Origin of the sequence: Tautonia marina, assembly GCF_009177065.1 — a bacterium.
In the GTDB taxonomy this organism is placed as follows: Bacteria; Planctomycetota; Planctomycetia; order Isosphaerales; family Isosphaeraceae; genus Tautonia; species Tautonia marina.
Map to the genome: position 1 here is coordinate 113,928 of NZ_WEZF01000003.1, position 22,769 is coordinate 136,696.

Here is a 22,769-nt window from a genome sequence, read left to right on the forward strand (position 1 = left end):
AAGAACATCATCAGGGACGCCGAATCTCTCGACTCCTCGTCGAGTCGGCGACACACGAGCAACAGACTATTCTCCAGGGCTTAGGAACGTCAAGCGTCCGCGAATGGTTCGTCGATCCCACAAGACACGATGACGACCCGGATCGGTGGAAAACGTTCGGGAATCGGTTCTGCAGGAAGACTTTCCGAGAAGCGTGCTCAGGCGATCACTCGGGGTCGAGGGCATGGAGCGCCTCGTCCACAAAACGTCCATCCACACGGATGGGTTTCCCATCAAATGAAACCGTGCCGCCACCAAACTCGGGGGTCTGAATTTGCACCAGGTCCCAATGAATCTTGGATCGATTGCCGTTGTCTGCCTCGTCGTACGCATTGCCCGGAGTCAGGTGGAAGCTGCCGGCGATTTTTTCATCGAATAGGATGTCACGCATGGGCCGCTGAATCTTCGGGTTGCAACCCAGCGACCACTCGCCGATGTACGAGGCTCCCTCGTCGGCCTGGAGGATGCGATTCAGCCGCTCCTCGTCTCCCGCATCGCATGTTGCCTTGCAAATCCTCCCTTTCTGAAATTCCAGCCGGATGCCGTCATACGCCGACCCCTGATAAATTGTCGGGGCGTTGAATCGAATAAAGCCTTCGACCGACTCCTTGAGCGGGGCAGTGAAAACCTCCCCATCCGGAATGTTCATCTCGCCAGCGCAGGGTACGACAGGAATCCCAGCAATTGAAAACCTCAGGTCGGTGTCCGGTCCCGTGATCCTCACCTCTCGGGCGGCTTCCATCAGCTGGGCGAGCGGCTTGAGGGCTTTTGCCAGCAGCGGATAATCAACATTGCAGGCTTCAAAATAAAAATCTTCGAATGCCTCGGTACTCATCCCGGCTTGTTGAGCCATTCCAGGGCCAGGCATTCGGAGGACACACCAGCGCGTCTTCTTGATGCGACGCTCGAAGTGAACGGGAGTCATGAAGTGCTGGTTGTAGAGATTCATCCGATCGGGAGGAATGTCGGCCAGTTCACTGATGTTCTCCGAGCCGCGCAGGGCGATGTAGGCTTGCACCCGATCCATGCGGAAGGCCTCGGTCTCGGCCCAGGCTCGGAGTTGAGGCTCGGTTGCCCCCCGAAGCATTTCCCGAAGAATCCTGGAGCGTTTCAGATCGACCAACGCGATTGCGCCAAGACGCCCAGCCTTGCGGACAAGCAACCGAGGCAGGGTGTCGTCATCGAGATCCACACACTCAACCAGGAGCGTTTCTCCCGGCTGTAACCGCGTCGAGTGTCGGATCAAGGTGTCTGCGAGCGTCTCCCAGCGCGGATCGGGCATGGGTGGCTCCGGCTTCAGTCGAGGAGGAAAGGTCGAAGACGACCGGGGGATTGCGAGGAGGGGCGGGCTTGTCTAAGCTGAGGCGCGGCAAGGCCGCGGTCAGGGCTCAGGTCCGACCGACCAGTAACCTCATTGTTCGAGATCAACGCGAGCGACGCAAGCGGGGGAAGATGAATGGCGGTCAATCCGTTCGACCTGACCGGCAAAGTGGCGATTGTCACCGGGGGCAATGGGGGAATCGGGCTCGGAATGGCCCGGGGACTCGCTCAAGCCGGTGCTCAGCTCGCCTTGGTCGGCCGTAACCAGGAGAAGACCACCGAGGCCGCTCGGATGCTCGCCGAAGAGACGGGAAGCCAGGTACTCCCCGTGACTGCCGACGTGTCTCAGGAAGCCGAGTGTGAGCGGATTGCACGCGAAGTCCTCAATCAGTACGGTCGCATCGACATCCTTTTCAACAACGCCGGAATCAACATTCGCAAGCCTCCTCACGAGTTGACGCTCGACGAGTGGCGGGAAGTCATCGACGTCAACCTCACGAGCGCCTTCCTGCTCTCCAAAGCGGTTTACCCAGCCATGAAAGCTGTGGGAGGCGGGAAGATCGTCAACATCGGTAGCATGACGTCCATCTTCGGCTCAGGCTTTGCACCAGCCTATGCGACCAGCAAGGGAGGGATTGTCCAACTCACCAAAAGCCAGGCATTGGCCTGGGCTTCGGACAATATCCAATGTAACGCGATCCTTCCTGGCTGGTTTGATACGGAATTGACCAAGAAAGCTCGCGTCGAAATTTCAGGATTGCACGAGCGGGTTCTCGCTCGGATTCCGACAGGACGCTGGGCAAGCCCCAACGACATGGCCGGGACCGCCGTCTGGTTGGCGAGCCCGGCCAGCGATTACGTCACCGGAATTGCGATTCCCGTCGACGGTGGTTATTCCGCGATGCTTTAATCCGAACGCTTCGGGAGGGATCAACGACGGGTTGGCGGTTCAACGGCGTCGGCGGTCTGTTGATCGGCCTCGGCCCTCTTCCCAAGATCAACATCGACCGTGAAGCCCCGAGCGAGGTTCAGCGAGAACCGGACGGTGACAGCAGACGTATCTCGCTTGGGCTCGTTGGCTGAGGATTCCTCGGTGATGGGCCGGTTCTCGTTCAGCAACTTTGAATTCGTGCTGACAGCGTATCCCTCATCAACCTGGGCTGACGGTGGAGAAACTGTGACCTGAGGAGAGGGAACCGGCTGACCGTCAACATAAGGTCGATAATCGGTTCGTTCGGCGGCTCGATCCTTTTCCGTCCGGGGATCAACCAGTTGACCATCTGTCCCGATCGCAGGTGGTAGAGTCCGACTCGGCAGCGCCGGGAGAGGCATCGGCTCAGGATTTCCTGGACGAGCCACCTCGACCGCATTCGCGGTGACAATTTCGACCGGAACAATCGGCAGCAATCCCCAGGGAGTCGCCGCCAGCGCCGAGGGCACCTGGCCAGGCTGGATCGTCACTCGCATCGCATCGGCCGTCGAGGAGCGGGGGGGCTGAGCAACCAGCGTCGGTGTGGGATCCATTCCAGGTGGCCCTGCGGACACCAACTCTTGCTTTACCTGACGAACCCCGGGATCGGTAGGATGAACCTCGGATGAGGCCTCTGCGGTCCGCATTGAGATCAGGAGAAGACGCTCTCGGAGTTGAGACTGACCGTCACCCGAGTTTTCGGACTTCACCCCAAGGCTTAACACGAGGCCGTGAGCGGACGGAAGGAGCCACTCGCCACCCATTTCGCGATGCGTAACTTCGGGAATTTGGACCCGAAAGTTTGCCTGATCCTCCTTACCAATCGTCGCGGTTGTCTCGACTTCGTGGACGGCGACGACTCGCGTATCCATGACCTCGACCTTCAGCAACACCCCCTCCGGCTGGGGAAGTCCAACCAGGCGAAGTTGCGATCCATCATCAACCGGTACAATGACCGGACGAGGCCCCGGCGTCTCGCCGGAGGTTGCGGGAGTTGATTCAGGAAGTTCCGCGTGCACCACGAAATGACGGGTGGAGCATGTTCCGATGATGGCAGGCATGCCAAAGGAGGCGACCACTGCTGGAGCGTTGACCACCTTCGCCCGAGGCGCGGAGGTGAATTGGCGGCTCATCTCGGCAAGCGTTTCGAGTTCGGCAACCCAAGCCGAACAGCCTGCACGGTGCCCGCCAAAATGAAGCCGAGTTTGGTAGGCTTCTCGCCAACTGATCGCTTCACAGTCGATCTGACGCACCTCGAAGGAGATCATCCCTGCCGGGACCTCGCCGGAGACCGGCGCAGCCGCGGGACCGACGAGGAGGAGTGGGATCGCAAGGAGAACGTTCATGCAAGAACCCCCTTCCGTGAAGGTCCGAAAGTCCGAAACACCGCGAAGATAGGACAGCGGAACCTAGCACGACTCTGCTTCGTCGTCAATTGCAGGCTAGCCAGTGTCGGCCAGGCGCCTTCGGACCGAACGGGTTCACCTCGCCGAGAGACGCTCCAGAGAGGTTTCGTTCCTGCACGGAGAGGACGACCACCTTGCGAGACCGACCTCACAATCAACGGAACATTTAGGCAAAAAGTTTCATCGATATGAAGAAACTTTCAACTCGACCAGGACTGCTCAAATGAATTTGACTGAACCAATCACGCCGAACTGGGTCCGTGATGCCGTGTTTTATCAGATTTTCCCCGATCGTTTTGCGCAGTCGGAGCGAGTTGCAAAGCCAAGCGGCCTGAAGGGATGGGGAAGCCCTCCCACTCCACATGGATATCAGGGAGGAGATCTGCTCGGAGTCGCTGAGAACCTCGACACGCTGGTCGATCTGGGAATTAATGCCATCTACTTTACGCCAATTTTCCAGTCGGCTTCGAATCATCGATACCACACACACGATTATCTCAACGTTGACCCCATGTTAGGTGGGAATCAGGCGTTTCGAGAGTTACTCGACCGGGCCCACGATCGCGGAATGAAAATCGTGCTTGATGGGGTCTTCAACCACGCAAGCCGGGGCTTCTTTCAGTTTAACGACATCCTGGAGAACGGCTCTGATTCCGCATATACTGATTGGTTCCACGTTGAAGATTATCCGCTCTTTGCCTACGACCCTGAGAAGCCCAACAACTACAAGGCCTGGTGGGGGCTCTCCGCACTGCCGAAGTTTCGCACCGAAACACCCGCCGTTCGAGAGTACTTGCTCCATGTTGCCCAATACTGGATCGACCTTGGGATTGACGGGTGGCGTCTCGACGTCCCCGAAGAGATCGATGACGATGATTTCTGGAGAACGTTTCGTCGACGGGTCAAGGAACACAATCCAGAAGCTTACATCGTAGGAGAGATCTGGGGAGACGGTTCTCGATGGCTTCAGGGAGACATGTTCGACAGTGTGATGAATTACATTCTTGCAAAAGCGTGTATCTCATTTTTTATTGGCGATTCTCTGAACCGTAATGAGCTCGCTCCGGAACCCCTCAAAAACCTTCACCCAGCAAATGCTCGCCAATTCGCAAGTGAAATTGCAAATCTTCAATCAAAGTATCACCCGAACATTCAACTTGCGTTGCTCAACCTGTTGGGAAGTCATGACACGGCTCGATTCCTCACTCTGGCAGGTGAAGATCGGTCCGCGATCCGACTTGCAACCCTGTTTCTCATGACTTACCCCGGTGCGCCTTGCGTCTATTACGGCGATGAGGTTGGCATGACCGGGGGACATGAACCCGGTTCACGAGGAGCGTTCCCATGGCACCGATCGCTCTGGGATCACGAATTACGGGATACATTTCGGACGTATATTCACCTCAGACATTCCCACCCCTCATTACGTCGGGGATCGTATGAGACCCTCCTTGCCGAGGGGCATGTGTACGCGTTCCTTCGACAATTCGAAGGAGAGTCCGTCGTCGTAATCCTGAACGCTGGAACGAGCGGTGTGACGGTTGATCTCGACTTTCCCGGCCTGTCCGTTGATGGTGTCGAATGGAGCGATGCACTTGGTTCCGGAGCCTCGCGGGTTGAAGAGGGACGATTGCGAGGGCTTGACGTCGATGCCCGAAGTGGCCGAGTCCTTGTGACCAGGGAGGGCCAATGAGTCGACCACCCCACTGGAGATTTCCTCCCGGCGTCAATCCGGCCCTCTGGGAATACACAACCTCTGTCCGGTTGGCTCAGGAAGAAGCCGACTATTTCGCGGAAGATCCGTTGACCCGAGCCGACGAGGTCATTCTTCACGACTATTTCCGCGTCCCATGCCGCCTGATCGATCTCGGATGTGGCGTTGGGCGACTTTCACTGGCGTTCTCTCGTCGAGACTTCAGCGTGACTGCGGTCGATCTCTCGGCCGCGATGCTCGAAGCCCTTGGCCGATCGGCCGCAGCCGAGGGGCTCTGGATTGATCGGATCCGTGCCAACCTCTGCCGTCTTGAAGGCCTGTCTGATGCCTCCTTCGACGCGGCGATCTGCATGTATAGCACCCTCGGGATGATCTCGGGCACTCAGGCGAGACAATCAGCTCTGGCGTCCGCCCGAAGAGTGTTACGCCCGGAGGGAGTGCTAGCCTTGCACGCCCACAACTTTTGGCTCAACCTTCGAGATCGTCAGGGTCGTGCCTGGCTCTTGGGTGAGATGGGACGGCAGGTCATCGGCAAGGGAACGGGGGATCGTCAGATGACCTACCGGGGGATCCCCGGGATTGAGGTCCACCTTTATCAATGGCCCGAGCTTCGCAGTGATCTGATTCGTGCGGGTTTTCGGATCACCAAAGTCGTGGCGCTGGATTCCGTAACCGCCCAGCCAATCCGTTGGCCGCAATTGCTCCAGGGCTTACGGGCAGGAGGTTGGATTGTTTTCGCCAAACGAGTGAGCTGATCCCTGCATATGAGAGAGGAGTCACTGATCCGACGACGTCGCATCGACAGCCGAAGGATCGGTCCGAGGAACACGATAGCGTAGCCGGGGGCTCTCGATCGTCACCGTCGTGTAAGGTTCGACACTTTGGGTCAGCCAAACCGATGAGCCGATCACGGCATGATGCCCAATCCTCGTTTCGCCACCGAGGATGGTCGCACTGGCGTAAATGACCACGTCGTTTTCAAGGGTCGGATGTCGTTTCTGATCCCGAACGATTTCTCCATTCTCATTCTTCGGGAAGCTCAACGCTCCGAGCGTTACCCCTTGATAGAGTTTGACGTTATCGCCAATCTCCGTTGTCTCGCCAATGACAACGCCCGTCCCGTGGTCAATGAAGAATCGGCGCCCAATTGTGGCCCCGGGATGGATATCGATGCCTGTCTTGGAATGTGCATATTCGGTCATCATGCGGGGGATCAGAGGAACGCCGAGGCGATGGAGCATGTGTGCGATTCGGTAAATGGTGATCGCCGCGACCCCCGGATAACAGAAAATAATTTCGTCGTAGGCCTTCGCCGCCGGGTCACCATCGTAGGCAGCTTCCACATCGTCCGCGAGAATGTCGCGCAACTCGGGGATCGACTCGAAAAATATCAATGTAATTCGATGAGCCCGGGTCATGCAAACAGTGTCATCCTCCTTGCCCTCGCAATCATGTCGTCTCAAGGCGCGGAAGATCTGATCGCTGAGTCGATCGTACAACCCATCAACCAGATCCCCCACGTGATAGGGTACGTTCTTCATCGAAAGGTTTTGTCGTCGTCCAAAACCAGGATAGAGAATTTCGCGAAGGTCGATCAGGATCTCGGTAATCTCACGATAGCTCGGGAGACTCGGATGGCCGAGGTGGTTAATCACACCGCATCGCTCGTAGGTCCCGACAATGGCGTTGATCAGGGAGGGAAGTCGGTCCTTGAGGAGAGGGTCGGTGGCCATCGGTCACTCTTTCAGGGTCCGGGACAGAGGCGAATTCGCACTCGACTGATTGTACGAGGAGCATCCCAACCCGTCCAACGGTGGTCGTCGGCCCGAAGTGTTCCTCTGTCAGAACGCACTGGAGAAGCCCCCACCTCCCGGCGATCGAGTGGGTCGTGTGTCTCGGTGGGTTCAAACGAATTCCCGGTCCAAGGGGTAGTACGTTGCTCAACGAATGATCCGGTAATGCAGGCCTCTCGACTGGATCAGGATCCCTTGGCCGACCTGACCAGAGCGACTTGCCGTTCGATCACGAGCTCCGATCGGATCAACACAGCGCCGAGTCGATCTCCTTCGCAAGGGATTCATCATGTGACTCTTCTCGGAGCGGAGAAGGTGTTGAACAGGTCGAAGGTACAGGTTCCTGGCTAAATCAGGTCAAGGGAGTCGCACAGACTCATCCGACCCCGCCTGGAATGATGCGATTTTAAAGTGTCGGTGATGTTGAAAAGCCCACGGTCGGACACAGGCAAGTGGTTGCTAAGGAGCGTCCAGCCGGTCACGATGATTGTCTGGCTCAAGGGACCAGGTGAACTGTCGGAATCGTGCCCCGAAGGCGTTCCGATGTGAGGGTCCCCACCAGGAGTTGGTCGGTGACTTGACCGATTGCCTGAACGTTCCCTCTCCGTCGTTTGGTGGGGGCGACCAGCGGCCGATTTGATGTCCTTTCCATGGGCACAGCCTCGCTCAACCCGACCGAGAACCGGCTCATTGCCGGGAGCGGAGACTCACTCGATGACAGTACGAGAACTCGCCCGGCCTCACACGGATCCGACGCCGATTTTTGAACTCTTTCGAGGGAATTTTGCGACAGAATTGCTGACAGTGGCGGTCGCCCACTTCAACGTCTTTGGTCGCCTTGCTGACACTCCCCGCAGCGAAGCGGAATTGCGAGCCGCCCTCCATCTTCAGGACCGACCCGCGACGGTCCTGTTCACCGCGCTTCGTGCCATGGGACTCCTGAGCCGGAATGAGCAGGGAGATCTCGAACTCACCGAGCTTTCCCGGGAGCATCTCGTTCCCGGCTCCCCGTTTGACATCGGATGTTATCTCACGCTGGCGGAACGAAGCCCCGGAGTGCTCGAAATGGCCGAACGGCTGCGCTCGAACCATCCAGCCACCTCCGGCCCTGTCACAGAAGAAGGGGTTGCATTCGTCTATCGAGAGGGGATCGATTCAGCGATGGAGCGTGAGGCAGCCGCCCGAACGTTAACCCTCTCGCTGGCCGGTCGAGCCCGAAACGTCGCGCCGGTACTGGCCGAGGCGTTCCCCCTCTCCGGATGCCGAACCTTGCTCGATGTCGGAGGAGGTTCGGGACTCTACAGCATTGCCTATTTACAGCGTCACCCGGAGCTGACCGCCATCGTCTGGGATCGCCCCGAAGTGCTAAAGGTCGCCCATGAACTGGCCGAGGAACACGGTGTAGCCGATCGCCTCGAATGTCGGTCCGGTGATATGTTTACCGACCCAGTTCCTCATGGAGCCGATGCCGTCTTGCTCTCGAACATCTTGCACGACTGGGATATCCCGGAATGCAAGTCCCTCCTTTCCCGTTTGTCTGAAGCACTCTCTCCCGGACGAAAGCTGCTCATTCACGATGTGTTCCTCAACGATGCGATGGATGGGCCGTTGCCGGTTGCACTCTATTCGGCTTCCCTGTTCTCGCTGACCGAAGGTCGAGCCTATAGCGCCGCCGAATATCGGGCATGGTTGACCGAGGCCGGTTTTGATCCCGGACCAATTGTTCCAACCCTGGCTCACTGCGGCATTCTTCCAGCCTCTCGAATCTCCTGAATTTCGGGCGACCGAACTGGACTAGGCAACGTAGACCTCGATCGAATAACATCTTCCATCATCTCGTACCGGTCTGCCCCGGTGCGATCCTCTTTCCCGAGAGCCCGCATTTTTCCTCGTCTGCCATGAACATAAAAGCGACTGACATTCGCCGCGGAATGGTGATTATCGTGGACGGTACCAACTATGTTGTCCACGATTTCTACCACCACACGCCCGGCAACCTCCGCGCGATGGTCCAGGCGAAGCTCAAGAACATGCAGACCGGCTCGATCATCGACAAGCGTTTTCGCTCGGTCGACCAGATTGAAGTCCCCTTCGTCGAATCAAAGGAGTACGAATACCTGTACTCGTCAGGGGACGAGCATGTTTTCATGGACACTTCGACCTTTGATCAGCTCACCTTCTCGCCGGACATGATCGGCGATTCGATGCAGTATCTGTTGCCCAACACCAAGGTGAGCGTTCGCTACGTCGACGAGAAGCCGGTTTCGATCGAGTTACCCGACACGGTTGAGCACACGATCACCGACACCCCTCCGTCGATCAAGGGAGCCACCGCGACGAACCAGTACAAGGAAGCCACGACCGAAACCGGCCTGAAAATCAGTGTGCCTCCGTTCATCGGCCCGGGAGAGAAAGTTCGGATCGACACTCGCGATGGGAAATACGTCGAACGGGTCAAGTAACCGGAAGTGATCGTGCTTCTCGATCAGGCCGATCGGCCTCTCGTCACGCCGGCCCCAGGATCACCTCGAAGAGGGCAGGGGCTCGGCTCGGCTCGCCGCGGAGCGATTCATTGTGTCTGCCCCGAACGTGGTGAACATCCTTTGTGATCTGGTGGCGCGACCGAGCGTTAACCCAATGGGTCGATCCGTGCCTCACGAAACGCCCTTCTTCGAGGGGCGTGTTTCGGACTACCTTGAGGCATTTTTTCGATCCCTCGGCGTTCCTTATGAGCGAACCACCATCTCTCCAGGCCGGGACAACCTGATCGCTCGGTTCGAACCACCCGACGCAAAACACACCCTGCTCTGGGATGCCCATCAAGACACCGTTCCGGTGGAAGGAATGGTCATCGAACCATTCCAGCCAACCGTGGAGGGTGGCCGGGTTTATGGTCGAGGATCGTGCGACGTGAAGGGGGGCCTCGCGGCCATGCTGGCGGCGTTCGCTCGACTGGTCAAAGATCAGCCGAAGGGAGCCGCTCGGGTGCTGTTGGCCTGTACCGTCGACGAGGAGTACACGCACACCGGTTCCTCAGCACTGGCCTCCCAGCGTCTTCCCGTTGATCTGGCGATTGTGGCCGAGCCGACCATGCTCGAAGTCGTCACGGCCCACAAGGGAGCCGTTCGCTGGAAAGTTCTGACGGAAGGCGTTGCCTGCCATAGCTCTCGGCCTCGTGACGGCGTAAACGCCATCTATCGGATGGCTCACGTACTCAACGCCATCCAGAAGTATGCCGATCGTCTCCAGGACTCGACACCCGACCCGCTCCTTGGACCACCAACGCTCTCGGTTGGTCGAATTGAAGGGGGGCAGAGCGTCAACGTCGTTCCGGACTTTTGCGCCATCGACCTCGATCGACGCGTCATACCTGGGGAAGATGTTGATGGAGTCCGCCAGGCACTCCGCGAGGCACTTCAATGCGAGCTTGGCGATTCGGTGCCATTTTCCTTCAGTGAACCCTGGGTCCGCATGCCTTCGCTCGGCCCCGATCGGGCATCGTCCTGGGTCGAACCGGTGCGAGAGGCCATCGGCACGGTCCTGGGACAACGTCCTCCCATTTCCGCAGTCCCATACGGGACTGATGCCGGACCGCTTTCAGCCTCTGGAATCCCATCGCTGGTTCTCGGCCCAGGCGACATTGCCCAGGCCCATACCAAGGACGAGTGGATTGCGGTCGATCAACTGGAGAAGGCCGTCGAGGTCTATTACGCGCTCGCCTGCAACCTGGGTTCGTGAAGGAACGCCGAGGAATCAGGGAAAGACTCTTGGATCGAGCAGTTCACGCTCGATCCGGTTCAAGATGCGCTGTTCGAGCGCGAAGTCTCGACCCTCGGGAATCCATCCGAGAGGAGGGGCAATCGGGCCCACGACCTCTCGTGATCGATTGATCTGAAAATCTTGGGGGAAGGCGGCCATCCCGCCGTTCTGCCGCTCCGGCCGATCAAGAAATTCAAGCTCCTTCCAAACCTCAACGTTGATTGCGAATCCTTCCGCAACCGGCTCAACGGTCGCAATCGCAAACCTACGATAGGTTTGTAGGGTCGCTTCCAGCCGTTGCCTGAGTCCGATCGAGTCACCACGCCAGGGCTCGACGATGGTCGCAGCCGTTTCCGGATAGGTCGAGATTCTCCGGGCCAGCCGGTTCTCCTCATCGATCTCGAAATCCTCGTCCAGCGCATGGACTGTCGCATCCCACGCGGCGTCGAAGCTGGTCGTCTGGATGATCAACGGATTGGGCAGCACAGCCTGATTCCGGACCGTCGCGCAGCCGGTTAGGCCCGCCGGAAGGATCAGCGCTGCGAAGAGCGCAGCCGAGAGGGGCCTGGGTCGTTTCATGACAATCCTCTGCTCGACCTCGACCAACGATCGCGGCCCAGATTCGAAGGCAGGTCTTGCAGAGAAGCGGGGCCGAAGATCCGATCGGATAGGACGCTCGGACAGGCGATCTCCGGTCCAGAAGCCTGTGCTCTGTTCCGGAGCGGGTCGGTATGGTGCCCCGATCGTGAGATCCTGACAAGACCAAGTTGCTCGAAGCCGAACCGTGACCTACGGTCCTCTTGGAGTACGGTCCGGTTCACCTCGATCGCGCGAATGATCCGAGGATTCGGAGCAAAGCCCCCATGCGAGCGACGATCAACACCTCAACGATCATGACCCAGCTTCCGGAATCGAGCGAACCCAAACCCAAGCCGTTTCGTCATCGTTGGGCCGAGTTGTTGGGCCTGGCGACCCGTTCCAGTCTGGTCCTCCCCCGATTTCTGGAAGCGGTTGGCGCATCGACCCAACGTGATGAGGTTCACACGCTCCTGCTCCGATCGGCTCAGGCGCTGACCGGAGCCCCTCGGGTCGAGATCCGTCCGGTTGGAGGCCCCAACCGCGTGCTGCAGAGTCGATCTCTGTTTGGGCAAGCGTCGGAATCTCCCCTTCAGTTCCCGATCCGCTATCGAAGTGACCTCCTTGGAACCCTTCTCGTCTCACCGTTCCAGGGGCGCCGGATCCCCTCCTCGGTGCGAACCGATCTCGAATCGCTCTGTGCCATCGCGGCGATCGGCGACCGCCTGCTCGGTCGCGAGCGGCATCTCCGCCTCTCAATTCCGGCTGATCCTGGCCTCGTCTTGCATCCGAACATCTTTCTTCTCCCCCATTTGCGACAACTGGTCCTCCTGGCGCGGCGTCGACGAGAACCACTAGGGGTGCTTGCGATCGGACTTCCTGACCAGCTCGACGAGTCAGGCTCCGCATCACAATCCATCCCGGATACTGCGTCCGATCGAATCCTCCATGCGGTGATGGGAACCCTTCGAGAAAGCGATCTCGTCGTTCAGCATGACGAACGGACACTCATCGCCGTGCTACCGAATGCATCCACCGATAACACCACCGTCATTGCCGAAACCGTGGCTCGATCGATTCTGGAGGTGACCGACTGGGACGAATTCACTCGGGTCGCGATCGGAGCAGCGTGTTCTCCGGACGACGCCCGAGAGGCTGATGTCCTGCTCGATGTCGTCATGGACGCGCTCCGACGAGCCCGTGAGGAGGGTCTCGGTCAGATTGTGATCGCTGACCGAGACGCGTTTATTCCGAGGGTCGTCGAGGAAGTCCGGACAAGTGTTGCAAGCTAAGGAACACACTCCGGCTCGATTAAGACAAGGGTTCCATCTCGCGAATGACCATCGTGTTGTGAGTCGGCTGATCGGGGAAAAACCCGCGAAGAACCACCACACGATCTCCTGAACCGACCACTCCGTGTTTGCCTGCCCATGTCACCGCATGCTCGACCGCCTGGTCGAGGTCGGAAATGGGTGCAGGAATCGTCCTCGGAACCACCCCCCAGAGCAGACTGAGTTGCCGAGCGACCTGCTCGGTCTGACCCAGCGCGATCGTCGGAGTTCGGTTGCGTTGCATCGAGACCACGAGTGCCGATCGGCCAGACCGGGTCGCGACGACGAGCAGTGCGGCATTCAGTTTTCTGCAGGCTAGACTCGCAGCCTCGACAACTGCCTCGGTGATCGGAGACACCCAGCCCACCTCTCGTCCCATCGCGCGGCCCTCAAAGGACCGTGAGACGATCTCGGATCGTTCCGCCTCAGCCAGAATGCGGCTCATGGTTCGAACCGCCTCAACGGGAAAGTCCCCGATCGCGGTTTCTCCAGACAGCATGACGGCATCGGAACCGTCGATTACGGCATTGAAGACGTCACTGGCCTCGGCTCGGGTGGGGCGGCCAGACCGTTCCATACTGGTGAGCATCTGTGTCGCAATGATGACCGGAACGCCGGCCGAGTGAGCCTCCTTGACAATCCGCTTCTGGATTGCCGGAACCTGGGCGACATCCACCTCAACTCCCAGGTCCCCTCGCGCCACCATGACCACGTCGCTCAACGCAAGGATGGTGGTCAGATCGTCAACGGCCTGTGGTTTTTCGATCTTCGCGACCACCTTGGCTCGAATCTGCCGTTGGTCGAGTTCGTGACGCAACCGAGCCAAATCGGCTCCCGAGCGGACAAAGGAGAGCGCGATGAAATCCACCTCATGTTCCGCAGCCCAGTCGAGATCTCTCAGATCTTTCTCGGTCAGCGAAGGTAAACTCAAGCCGGTCCCGGGAACATTGATTCCCTGCCGCGATCGGATCACTCCCGGCAGCCAGACGCGGAGCCGGGCCAGACCCGGTGCCGTTTCGATCACCTCCATCCCCACGGTGCCATCGGCGAACAAAACTGAATCGCCGATCGTAAGATCTTCGGGTAACTCGTTATACGTGCTCGTCAGTTCACGCGCTGTGCCCGTGGGAGTTTGAGTGAGCGTGTAAATCTCGTCGGTCTGACAGGCAAGCATTCCCTCCGGAAGCTCTCCGAGTCGGATCTTTGGACCACAGAGGTCCATCAGAACACCAACGACTCGATCGCGTTCCAAGCCGATTCGACGAATCATTGCGAGCGTGTTCGAATGTTCTTCATGCGTTCCATGAGAAAAGTTCAAACGAAACACATCCACTCCCGCGTCGAGCAGTCGAGCGAGCATTTCAGGACTGCTTGTGGCAGGTCCAAGCGTCGCCACAATCTTGGTTTTGACACCAGCCAGGGGTTCTTCGGGATTAATCAGCACGGAATCACCTCGAAGTTTGAGCAATGGACGGACCGTACCGACGAATGTCTCTCCAAGATCATTCGAGGATGCAGGCCTCTCGCTTTTGCTTGCGAAGTGTAAGGCAACGCCCCCTCGCTCGTCGAAAGAATAACGGTCCTGTGCAACTTAACGATCGCGCCTGAGCGACCATCCCGTTCCCAGGCGCTCTTTCCGGAAAGCTCCAATTGACGGCTACACTTCTCCAGGGAACACTGGCGATTCTTGCAATCGGCAAGATGCGAACGAGACAGAACCGAGGAGATCGGCATTTGATTCGCATCCCATTGGCGGAGTACCACTTGGATCGACGGGCTGCCGAACGATCCGGCGGAACCCCGGAGATCGAGGCGATTAGACCATGAAGCGGATCATTGCCATCGCTGCGTTGCTCGGATCGCTCGGCGTGCTGCTGAAGTTCGGGACGAAACGTCCAGACCTTCCAGTTCGAGCGTTTGAATCTGCTTCGCGATCCGAACCCGCCGCTGAAACAGCGGACGCTGAACGCGCTCGTACCGAGGCACGGATCCGCAACGCCTATCCCGACCATCCGGAACTTGTGGAACGAGTTCTGGAGCGATTCGGCCGCAACGCAATTGCGATCGAACGAACCGATGGACTTCGGGGCTTGCAACTGCTCGACCAGCTCGACCTCGAAGCGATTTATCTGTACGAACATGCTTCCGAGGATTTTCGTCGCCTCGCCACGCTCGTGGACGATGAAGCCGCGGCAGATCTGTTGCTTAACTGGCGAGAGTACTTCGGCCTGAAGCGTTCCGACTCGACCGACCGACGGGTTCTAATCACATCCATCTCGCGTCTCAATGGTCGGCAACGTCGCGCCGCGGCCTCCTTCCCTTCTGCGTTGCCCCTGATTCTGAGTGATCCAATCGGAGTCACTCAACTGATCGAGCGTTGGGAGCACGAGCCTGACCGCCTCGGACAATTGATGTCGGTCTTGATGTGCCTGGATCTCTCCGAGGGCTCTCCAGACCTGAAAGCCGCGGTTCGAACGATCGACATTTACGGCGACCTCGCGCTCGATGCCTTTCGGCTGCAAGGTCTCGACGGCTTTGCCACGGTGCATCGTTTTGGTGCGATTCTCCTGGTTCTCAGAGATGCGATCCCCCTGGATCATGCCTTGATCGTGCTTCGAGTCAATGAAGCGTACGTCGTCGATCGCCTCCGGAGTCGATCTCCTGAGATGGTTGCGTCCGAGTTGCGTCATGCGGCAGCCTTGAACCTGATTCCCGAGGTCGGAGGGAGTCCCGAGGGCCTGCGCTTGATCGCCGAACATGGTGTCGAGGCGGAACGAGCCCTCCGCCGAGTCGGCCCCGACGCGGCCTCGGTGGTGTACGACTATTCCAGCAACCACGTTGATCAGGAACGGGCAGTCGCCGCCATCTCCGAGCACGGCGCCGCGGCGCTGGCGATGTTGACGAAATACGATGATCATGAGGGATTTCGAGAAATTCTTCGCCGCGACGGCCCGGCTGTGATCCCACCGATCGCCTCGGCAGACGCCTCTCCCGAGTTCCTCGCCGAACTGAAGGCAAAACAAGAACGATCGACATTGGAAAACGTGGCCTATGCCATGACGAAATTTTCGGGAGAGAGTGGCCAGCAGGCCATCGAGATGATCCGACGTGATGGAATTGGCCGGATCGAGTCGCTCGGATCGACGGAAACCGCCTACTACGAGTTCCTTCCGCTTTACGATCTCCTTCACCTCGGAGACGTCATGCGCAAGGGCTACTCTCCCACCCGGGGAGAATATGCCTGGGCGGTGGTTGATGCCGGGTTCATCATTGCGGATGTCCTGTTCCTGACGACCTTGCAGCCCCAAGGTGCCGTTGCCTCGGAAATCGCTCGCTCGGAAGTCAAATCCGCAGCCAAGGGAGCCATTCGAGGAGCGGGTCGAATCGCCAGTGAGGAAACGGCGGAACTTGCCAGTCGAATCGCCGTTCGGCGCACGGCCATGGAATCGACCGACGCCACCGCTCGAGCGGCTCGATGGTGGGTGGTCCGATCCGCTGGCGGCCTCTTCGAGACGCTCAAGAAGACGCCCGCGGCCCTCGCCCGCCTCGATCTGCGCGAAGCGACCGAAATGGCCCGACCGTTCTGTGCCAGATCCGGACTACGGCTCTCCACATGGGCTCCGATGCGATTTCTCAAACAAGGCGAACTGCTGATTCGTCGCATACCGCCCAGGAAGGGCTTCAAATATCTCGCGATCGAAGCCACTCAGGCAGGGGTCGGGGTCGCTGCCATCCATAAGATGGAAGAACACCTTTCCTCAAGCCGACCGCTTCCAGAACGATCCACTGCCGGTTTCTGACCGCATCCCCATCCGTCGAACCACAGGCGTTCTGAACGACCAAAGCGTAGGAGTGTCATTGCACCACCAGGATTGATCGAGCGGGTGGCCGGTCCCGCGTGGTGCTCGACAAGATGAAGGATACGAACCCATGCGATGGCGATTCCCAGTTCGACCGGCAACCGCAAGTCTGGCCCTCCTGTGCCTGCTGGCCGCTCCCCAAGCGGCAATGGCAAACAAAATCGGCTGGATGGACGACGTGGTTCGCAGGGTCGTGAAATCCACAGACCCTGAGCTCGCCCAGTCGGGTCGGATCTCGGGCCGGTTCTTTGACGAGGTCGCTGGCGAGAATCTTTCCACCCTCGCTCGCCGATCCGATACGATCGCCCACGCGGGACGACCGATCAACGAGGCGACCGAAACCGCCCTCGAGCTGCGTTTTGCCCGGATGCTCGACACCTCCGATCCCGAGTTCCTGCGCACCTTCCGCGCTCTTGAGCCAGCCGAAAAACGCCTGGTCCTTCGCATGGGAGAGGCCGCCGAGCGGATCGCCCGACGCTATCCCGATCAGGCCGACGTGATGATCCGGCGGCTCGGGGTTGACGGAATGACAGCCGTTCGGGTCTATGGGGATGACGTGGCCGAGGTGATTGCTCGAGAAGGTCCCGAGGCGATCAACGTGCTTCGCCGTTCAGGGCGTCCCGGCTGGAACTTCTATGTCGGACCAGTTTTGCAACACAAGCGAAAACTCGCGGCCGCAGGTGTTCTTGCGCTCTTCCTGGCCAACCCGGAAAAGTTCGTCGATTCGGCAGGTCGAATCACCGAGTTCGCCGTTTCAAAGTTCGCCGAGGCCGGAATTGATCTGGCCGGGGCGGTCGGGGCGGGGGCTGCTCGTGGTCTGGAACACTCACTGGCCGATCGACTGGGATTGTCCAGTTTGGGTGGCCCAGTCTTTCGGTGGGCGCTCTTGATCGGAGCCGGGATTGTTGCGGTCCTGGCCATTCTGGTCATCGTGGGATTGCCCGTACGGTATCTGACTGCTCCATTTCGATTTGTCGGACGCGGTCTTCGGGCGACCGTTCGGTCATCCTGATCTGCAGGGGAGCCGTTCCCTCTGATCCCGCAGATCACAAAAGAACGGCTTCCTGCTCTCCCCGAACGCCCCTGAACTCCTGTCGCCTCGAACCCCAGCTTGCATGGCATGGCAACTCGACGCTCCCCTGATCTCGATGCTCTGGAACGCCGACTCACCGGCCCGAGGCGCATCGCGCTCTTTGGGCATCGAGCCGTCGGGAAAACCACGCTTCTCGCAATGTTTTATCGAGAAGCATCCGCTGGTCAGATTCCCGGGATTCGACTCGCGGCGGTCGGGGCTCGAGGAGCAGAGTATCTCGCCGACAAGATCGCCCGGATCGAGGCGGGCGAATCTCCGGCCGGAACCCTCACGGAAACCGACCTGGAATTACGCCTCTATCGGGGACCAGCCCGAATCGATTTGATCGTCAAGGATTACCAGGGAGAGCATGTTGCCCTAGGCTCCGACGCCTCGATTCTGGAATTCTTCGCCGACTGCGACGCCGTGTTGCTGTGCCTCGACGCCGCGGGGTCCGTTGAACCGGCAGAGCGGCGACGTCGGCAACAGGAAGTCGAGCATCTTCTGGAGCGATATATCGGCGCGTCGGACAACACGATGATCGGTCGGCCGGTCGCCTTGCTCCTAACCAAGTACGATCGCGTTCTCGCCGCCGGAGGGCCGGAACCGGAGCGGGCCGAAGAAGTCGTCGAATCACGGTTCGGGATGACCCGGCACGCGCTGGCCTCGCATGCGCCTCGTTCTGCGGTGTTTGCCGTCAGCTCTTACGGTGTGAACGCACCGGACGACGGCACACCCCCGGAACACCTGGAGCCGATGGGGCTGGAAGGGCCATTGCTCTGGCTCGTCGAGCAGGTCGAGGCGACTGATCGCGAACTGCTGGAATGGATCTGGGATCTGGCGCCTCGCGACGCCTCTCGAATCTCCCGATGCCTCCGTGCCTACGCTCGACGTTATCCGAACTCGACGAAGCTCATCGAGTATCGACGACGCCTCCGATCCCTGCGCCGTCGCTCTCTGGTTCGTGGTCTCGTTCGGGGTGTTTCGGCCCTTGCCGCGCTGATCGCTGGTGCGGCGATTTACGACGCCGCCGGGTATCATCTGGCACTTGCTTACGAGCGTGGCGGACATTCGGCTCCAGAGATTGCCCGTCGCTGGGAGCAATTCCTTGCCTGGCATCCGACTCAACCGATTTTCTGGCCCGAGGAGTCTCGCAATGCCCGTGCCCGTCGAGACGACGCTCGGGTCGAGGTTGCTCGATTACGAGCCGAGGTTGGTACAGGAGAGCAAGACGTCCTTCGCGCAGAGCTTGCCGAGTTAAAAGAACGCTCACCCGAGCAACTTCCCGTCATCGAGGAAGCGGAGACGAACCTCCGTCGCCGTGAAGCCGAGCGTCGCTGGCAGGAGATTCGGGCCGAGGCCCTCATCCCCAGCCAGTCTGCAGAAGCGCGATTGGAGATGATCCAGCAATTTCTTCGGGACGATCCTGACACCCCGTTTGCGGATCAGGCGGTCGAACTCGCCGAGTTGATCCGCAAGGAGCTGGATGAACAGGAAGCTCGACGCGACCGTGAGATCGTCGATGCCTGGCTCGTCGATGCCCGACTCCCTGATCCCGACTACCTCGACCTGATCGAGCGAGCCCGAACCTTCCTCGAAGCCCGTCCCGAGAGCCCAAGAGCCGACGAGGTCCGTGCGTTGATCGTCGACTGGGTCGAACGACTTGACCGTCGCGATTTCGATCGGGCGGTTGCCTTCGAAACCTCGTCACCCCGTCAGGCTTTTGATGAACAGATTCGGCGCTATCACGATTATCTTCGTGCCCATGCCGAGGGTGGCTCGTACGTCGAACAGGCCAAGCAATCCATCACGCGCATCGAGCAGCGTCGGGATGAATTCCTCTATCGTCAGGCATTCGACCACTGGTCGTCGTTTCCCAACGATCTCCCCGAGGTTGCCCGACGCCTTCGAGATTACCTGGAATCAAATCCCGAGGGACAGTACACCCAGGCTGCCCGTACCTTTCTACAACGATGGGATGAACTGACAAAACCGCAGGACTACCAGGTCACCCTCGTCCGGGGAAGCGTCGATCCGAGCATCACGAAAACGATGGGGGGAGGGGGGCCGGATCTTGGGGTGACCCTCTGGGTCGATGGCGAGAAATACGGCCCGTCCCCCGTGATTCCAAACAGTAGCGAGCCAATCTGGAACTACACCTTTGGTCGACCAGTTCGCTGGAAATACGGCGACGACGTGGTGATCCAGCTCACCGATCATGACTGGTCCGATTCGGTCGTGGCCACGCTCCGGAGCGGTGATGATCCGCTGGCGATTCGGGTATTGAACGGGACGGTTCGACCTGCTCGGAGTAAAGGGCTCGTGAAGTTGATCTTCCGATCGGATTTCGAATTACCCCACCTTCCCCGTCCCTCAGGCAACTCGACTGGCCGGGTCGCCGACGCCACCGAGTAAGCACGAGTCTCAGTGTTCATGTGGCCCTTCACGCGACCCACCATTGCCTTCGAGCAAGCCGTTTATGGGAGTTTTCCCTTCTGGCACCGGGGCTACGATGTTCTGGGCTTCTCTCCCGGTTGCCAGACACAGTGGCTCTCAGCCATGAAAGACACCTGCCAACGGCTGGGAGAACGACTTAGAGGGGCCGCTCCCCCCGATGGACTTGTGACTCGCTGGCTTGAGGATGGTCACTGGCTCCTCGTTCGCCCCTTTTCTCCAGGGAGCGACGATGTGGGACGTCCCGATGCGGCTGCCTTTCATGCGATTTTCCTCAGCCCCGACAGTGCCCATCGTGTTCGCTTCGACCCCTTCCGCCTAACGTCCGTGTTTCGAGTGCAATGGGGGCCTGAGACCTCGGTACTTCCTCCGGGCAACTTGACATTGCCACGCTCCACGACAAACGATCGTGACAAGGACCACCGTGTCGGCCCCATTGTCGAGGCGATCGGACGGGGACGTCGAGTTCTGGTCGAGGCAGACGCCCCGATTGATCGGCTGGCCGCTCAGGTGTGGCGGGCCCTCCCGCAGCGGGTCCGCCACCGTCGATCTCTGGCAACCTGGGCGTATACCGACTCCGGCCGATTTGATCTCATCGGTCTTCCAAGGCTGACGGGAATCGACGTCACGGATCGGCAACTGATTGTGCTCGCCGCAAACCCGGACGAGGCGACGCGTCACCCGAGCGCAGGAATCTGCTAAGATCAGGTCATCACGAACCGTTGGGAAGGACCTGATCCGATCCCGCACAGGGCACCGCCATGAAGGATCCACGCGCGTGAGGACAACGACACGGGCCCAGTCGCGCCACTGGGGACGACACGCGGCGCAGTATGACGAGCTATTTCTCGACCCCTTCGAGCCCGGAGTTGAGAACCCCATCCTTGAGGCGATCGAGGCCATTCCGAACGCCCAGTCCAAGAGCGTGATCGATCTGGGCTGCGGGACAGGCCCATTACTTCCCCGCTTAGTGTCGCGATTCCGCGAGGTTACGGCGGTCGATTTCGCTTCGGCGATGATCAAGGCCGCAAGGGAGCGTCTGGGGGACCAGGCGGAGCAAATTCGCTTTCTTGTTCGTCCGATGGATCAGATCGACGATCTGGCCGGCACACTTGACGTGGCGGTCGCCATCAATTCGCTCGTCATGCCCGATGTCCAGGAGATCGACCGTACGCTCAGCGCGGTCTATCGATGCCTGCGTCCTGGAGGAGTCTTTTTCGGGGTTGTGCCAGCGATCGACGCAATTCAGTATCAAACCATGCTCCTGCTCGACCGAGCCCTGGACCAGGGGCTTCCCCCTTCGCAAGCCGATCGGATCGCCGCGCAACAGGCTGAGCATCATCATTACGACTTCGCCTTCGGTCGTTTCGCGTTTCAAGGACTCCGACAAAAGTTCTGGCAATCGTTCGAGGTAACCTATCGGCTCCGAAAAGCCGGCTTTCGATCCATTCGGCTGGAGCAGGTTCTATATCCGTGGGACGCGAATCTGCCTCTCGGCCAGGAATTCACGGATCATCCTCGAAGCTGGGACTGGGCGTTCGAGGCACGTCTCTGAACCATTTTCCTCCCGCGATGGAGGTTTCACCATGCCTGTCCGCGATGATCTTTTCGACGATGATGAGGTCGAGTCCATCCCCCCCGATTCCGTGACCCAAGCTTCCCGGAAACCGTTCGCTCAATACCTCAGAGAAACCCCACCCACCCCGCTCTCGCAAGGGACGAAACTGGCGCTTTGGGCCGCAGGTGGGCTGACCATTCTTCTCTTTCTTGCATCACTCCTGAAAATGGCGAATTAATGCCGATGGTCGTCTCGGAATGCTCTGCTTGGCATGCGTTGGTTCTCTCCGCGACGACCGAGGAAGATGGCACCGGATTCCCCTTTGCGTCTTCCACAACAAGCACGAGGGGAGGCGAGCCAAAAATCGGCCCGCCTCCCCTCGCGTCGAAGCAATTGTCTCATCGTCGCCGTCAAGCCGGCTTACGACTTAGAAGACATCGAGGACGAAGTGATGTCCTTGATAGTACTTCTTCTTGTTGCTCCAGTCGTGGAACCAGTGCGGCTGTCGATCCAGGCCGAACAATTTCTTCCCACCGTAGAAGTTGCGGTAGTAAGGTCCCTGGATCTGCGGGACAATCCGCATTTCCTTGGGATAGAGGTACCAGCCATCGTAAAGCTGATTGTTCTGAACCCCGTTACCGGGAACCTGGGGCGGTACGTAGGGCCAGTGGTAGAACGAGGTCCAATCCTGGGCCTTGGCCTGTTGCGGTGCCGCAACGAATCCAACAGTCAGGCCGAACAGAATTGCCGAAGCCACGATCATCCTGCGGGTCATGCCTCACCTCCGTGTTTCGACTCCGCCAGAGTCCCGAGTATGATCGACCTGAAACGTCCCGCGCGGCGGCTCCAGCCCGATGTTTTTCTCTCTGAAGTTCGGTTCGTGACGCTCGTCGGGATGGTGTCGCCCAAAAGTCCCT

The 22,769-nt window shown here is 59.2% G+C and carries 18 protein-coding genes; 12 read left to right on the plus strand and 6 right to left on the minus strand.

The genetic code is table 11. The annotated features are described in order from the left end of the window. Positions 1-205 precede the first annotated feature (205 nt). Positions 206-1,321: an aminopeptidase gene (locus GA615_RS05035; RefSeq protein WP_152050181.1), complete on the minus strand. Its 1,116-nt coding sequence runs from the start codon at positions 1,319-1,321 to the stop codon at positions 206-208. A gap of 174 nt (positions 1,322-1,495) precedes the next feature. On the opposite strand from GA615_RS05035, the gene GA615_RS05040 reads away from it, so the two are divergent. Beyond that, entirely contained in the window at positions 1,496-2,269 is a 774-nt protein-coding gene (locus GA615_RS05040; protein WP_152050182.1) for an SDR family NAD(P)-dependent oxidoreductase, read from the plus strand. A gap of 20 nt (positions 2,270-2,289) precedes the next feature. Here GA615_RS05040 and GA615_RS05045 read toward each other — a convergent pair whose 3' ends face one another. Then, positions 2,290-3,462, minus strand: coding sequence for a hypothetical protein (locus tag GA615_RS05045; protein ID WP_161602182.1), 1,173 nt, complete (start codon positions 3,460-3,462; stop codon positions 2,290-2,292). Between the two features lie 496 nt (positions 3,463-3,958). Between GA615_RS05045 and GA615_RS05050 the strand changes: the two genes are divergently transcribed. Next, positions 3,959-5,428 (plus strand): glycoside hydrolase family 13 protein, encoded by a 1,470-nt coding sequence (locus GA615_RS05050; RefSeq protein WP_235905094.1) that lies wholly within the window; start codon positions 3,959-3,961, stop codon positions 5,426-5,428. After that, the gene (locus GA615_RS05055; protein WP_152050184.1) at positions 5,425-6,204 is read left to right on the plus strand and encodes a class I SAM-dependent methyltransferase; all 780 of its coding nucleotides are present in this window, start codon (positions 5,425-5,427) and stop codon (positions 6,202-6,204) included. The genes GA615_RS05050 and GA615_RS05055 overlap by 4 nt, the downstream gene beginning before the upstream one ends. A 21-nt stretch (positions 6,205-6,225) precedes the next feature. Here the strand turns inward: GA615_RS05055 and epsC are convergent, their stop codons facing one another. Beyond that, positions 6,226-7,182 (minus strand): serine O-acetyltransferase EpsC, encoded by a 957-nt coding sequence (epsC, locus tag GA615_RS05060; protein ID WP_152050185.1) that lies wholly within the window; start codon positions 7,180-7,182, stop codon positions 6,226-6,228. Between the two features lie 774 nt (positions 7,183-7,956). On the opposite strand from epsC, the gene GA615_RS05065 reads away from it, so the two are divergent. The 3 genes from GA615_RS05065 to GA615_RS05075 all read left to right on the plus strand — a co-directional run bounded on the left by GA615_RS05065 (position 7,957) and on the right by GA615_RS05075 (position 10,980). Continuing rightward, complete coding sequence (locus GA615_RS05065; protein ID WP_152050186.1) at positions 7,957-9,015, plus strand: methyltransferase; 1,059 nt, start codon at positions 7,957-7,959, stop codon at positions 9,013-9,015. A gap of 125 nt (positions 9,016-9,140) precedes the next feature. Then, complete coding sequence (gene efp, locus GA615_RS05070; protein WP_152050187.1) at positions 9,141-9,704, plus strand: elongation factor P; 564 nt, start codon at positions 9,141-9,143, stop codon at positions 9,702-9,704. Positions 9,705-9,834: 130 nt separating this feature from the next. Continuing rightward, entirely contained in the window at positions 9,835-10,980 is a 1,146-nt protein-coding gene (locus tag GA615_RS05075; protein ID WP_261343921.1) for a M20 family metallopeptidase, read from the plus strand. Between the two features lie 15 nt (positions 10,981-10,995). Here the strand turns inward: GA615_RS05075 and GA615_RS05080 are convergent, their stop codons facing one another. Then, positions 10,996-11,580, minus strand: coding sequence for a hypothetical protein (locus GA615_RS05080; RefSeq protein ID WP_152050189.1), 585 nt, complete (start codon positions 11,578-11,580; stop codon positions 10,996-10,998). A 284-nt stretch (positions 11,581-11,864) separates the two neighbouring features. Between GA615_RS05080 and GA615_RS05085 the strand changes: the two genes are divergently transcribed. Further along, positions 11,865-12,869 (plus strand): diguanylate cyclase, encoded by a 1,005-nt coding sequence (locus tag GA615_RS05085; protein WP_152050190.1) that lies wholly within the window; start codon positions 11,865-11,867, stop codon positions 12,867-12,869. A gap of 19 nt (positions 12,870-12,888) precedes the next feature. On the opposite strand, the gene pyk is transcribed toward GA615_RS05085, so the two are convergent. Then, positions 12,889-14,352 carry a pyruvate kinase gene (gene pyk, locus GA615_RS05090; RefSeq protein WP_152050191.1) on the minus strand — a complete coding sequence of 488 codons (1,464 nt, stop codon included), beginning with the start codon at positions 14,350-14,352 and terminating at the stop codon, positions 12,889-12,891. A 379-nt stretch (positions 14,353-14,731) separates the two neighbouring features. On the opposite strand from pyk, the gene GA615_RS05095 reads away from it, so the two are divergent. The 5 genes from GA615_RS05095 (at position 14,732) to GA615_RS05115 (ending at position 21,849) form a co-directional block, all read left to right on the plus strand. Continuing rightward, complete coding sequence (locus tag GA615_RS05095) at positions 14,732-16,708, plus strand: hypothetical protein (RefSeq protein ID WP_152050192.1); 1,977 nt, start codon at positions 14,732-14,734, stop codon at positions 16,706-16,708. A 130-nt stretch (positions 16,709-16,838) separates the two neighbouring features. Next, on the plus strand, positions 16,839-17,780 hold the full coding sequence (locus tag GA615_RS05100; RefSeq protein WP_152050193.1) for a hypothetical protein: 942 nt from the start codon (positions 16,839-16,841) through the stop codon (positions 17,778-17,780). A gap of 108 nt (positions 17,781-17,888) precedes the next feature. Then, positions 17,889-20,255, plus strand: a complete 2,367-nt coding sequence (locus GA615_RS05105) for a TRAFAC clade GTPase domain-containing protein (RefSeq protein ID WP_152050194.1) — start codon at positions 17,889-17,891, stop codon at positions 20,253-20,255. An 18-nt stretch (positions 20,256-20,273) separates the two neighbouring features. Then, entirely contained in the window at positions 20,274-20,996 is a 723-nt protein-coding gene (locus GA615_RS05110) for a hypothetical protein (RefSeq protein WP_152050195.1), read from the plus strand. A 76-nt stretch (positions 20,997-21,072) separates the two neighbouring features. Continuing rightward, a complete protein-coding gene (locus GA615_RS05115; RefSeq protein WP_152050196.1) occupies positions 21,073-21,849 on the plus strand; it encodes a class I SAM-dependent methyltransferase in 777 nt (258 codons plus the stop codon). Positions 21,850-22,279: 430 nt separating this feature from the next. On the opposite strand, the gene GA615_RS05120 is transcribed toward GA615_RS05115, so the two are convergent. Further along, the gene (locus GA615_RS05120) at positions 22,280-22,627 is read right to left on the minus strand and encodes a hypothetical protein (protein ID WP_152050197.1); all 348 of its coding nucleotides are present in this window, start codon (positions 22,625-22,627) and stop codon (positions 22,280-22,282) included. Between the last annotated feature and the right edge of the window lie 142 nt (positions 22,628-22,769).

Excerpts from the sequence above, each read along its gene's own strand:
- GA615_RS05035 (WP_152050181.1), bottom strand. The coding sequence starts at position 1,321 with ATGCCCGATCCGCGCTGGGAGACGCTCGCAGACACCTTGATCCGACAC.
- GA615_RS05040 (WP_152050182.1), top strand. The coding sequence starts at position 1,496 with ATGGCGGTCAATCCGTTCGACCTGACCGGCAAAGTGGCGATTGTCACC.
- GA615_RS05045 (WP_161602182.1), bottom strand. The coding sequence starts at position 3,462 with ATGAGCCGCCAATTCACCTCCGCGCCTCGGGCGAAGGTGGTCAACGCT.
- GA615_RS05050 (WP_235905094.1), top strand. The coding sequence starts at position 3,959 with ATGAATTTGACTGAACCAATCACGCCGAACTGGGTCCGTGATGCCGTG.
- GA615_RS05055 (WP_152050184.1), top strand. The coding sequence starts at position 5,425 with ATGAGTCGACCACCCCACTGGAGATTTCCTCCCGGCGTCAATCCGGCC.
- epsC (WP_152050185.1), bottom strand. The coding sequence starts at position 7,182 with ATGGCCACCGACCCTCTCCTCAAGGACCGACTTCCCTCCCTGATCAAC.
- GA615_RS05065 (WP_152050186.1), top strand. The coding sequence starts at position 7,957 with ATGACAGTACGAGAACTCGCCCGGCCTCACACGGATCCGACGCCGATT.
- efp (WP_152050187.1), top strand. The coding sequence starts at position 9,141 with ATGAACATAAAAGCGACTGACATTCGCCGCGGAATGGTGATTATCGTG.
- GA615_RS05080 (WP_152050189.1), bottom strand. The coding sequence starts at position 11,580 with ATGAAACGACCCAGGCCCCTCTCGGCTGCGCTCTTCGCAGCGCTGATC.
- GA615_RS05085 (WP_152050190.1), top strand. The coding sequence starts at position 11,865 with ATGCGAGCGACGATCAACACCTCAACGATCATGACCCAGCTTCCGGAA.
- GA615_RS05095 (WP_152050192.1), top strand. The coding sequence starts at position 14,732 with ATGAAGCGGATCATTGCCATCGCTGCGTTGCTCGGATCGCTCGGCGTG.
- GA615_RS05100 (WP_152050193.1), top strand. The coding sequence starts at position 16,839 with ATGCGATGGCGATTCCCAGTTCGACCGGCAACCGCAAGTCTGGCCCTC.
- GA615_RS05105 (WP_152050194.1), top strand. The coding sequence starts at position 17,889 with ATGGCAACTCGACGCTCCCCTGATCTCGATGCTCTGGAACGCCGACTC.
- GA615_RS05110 (WP_152050195.1), top strand. The coding sequence starts at position 20,274 with ATGTGGCCCTTCACGCGACCCACCATTGCCTTCGAGCAAGCCGTTTAT.
- GA615_RS05120 (WP_152050197.1), bottom strand. The coding sequence starts at position 22,627 with ATGACCCGCAGGATGATCGTGGCTTCGGCAATTCTGTTCGGCCTGACT.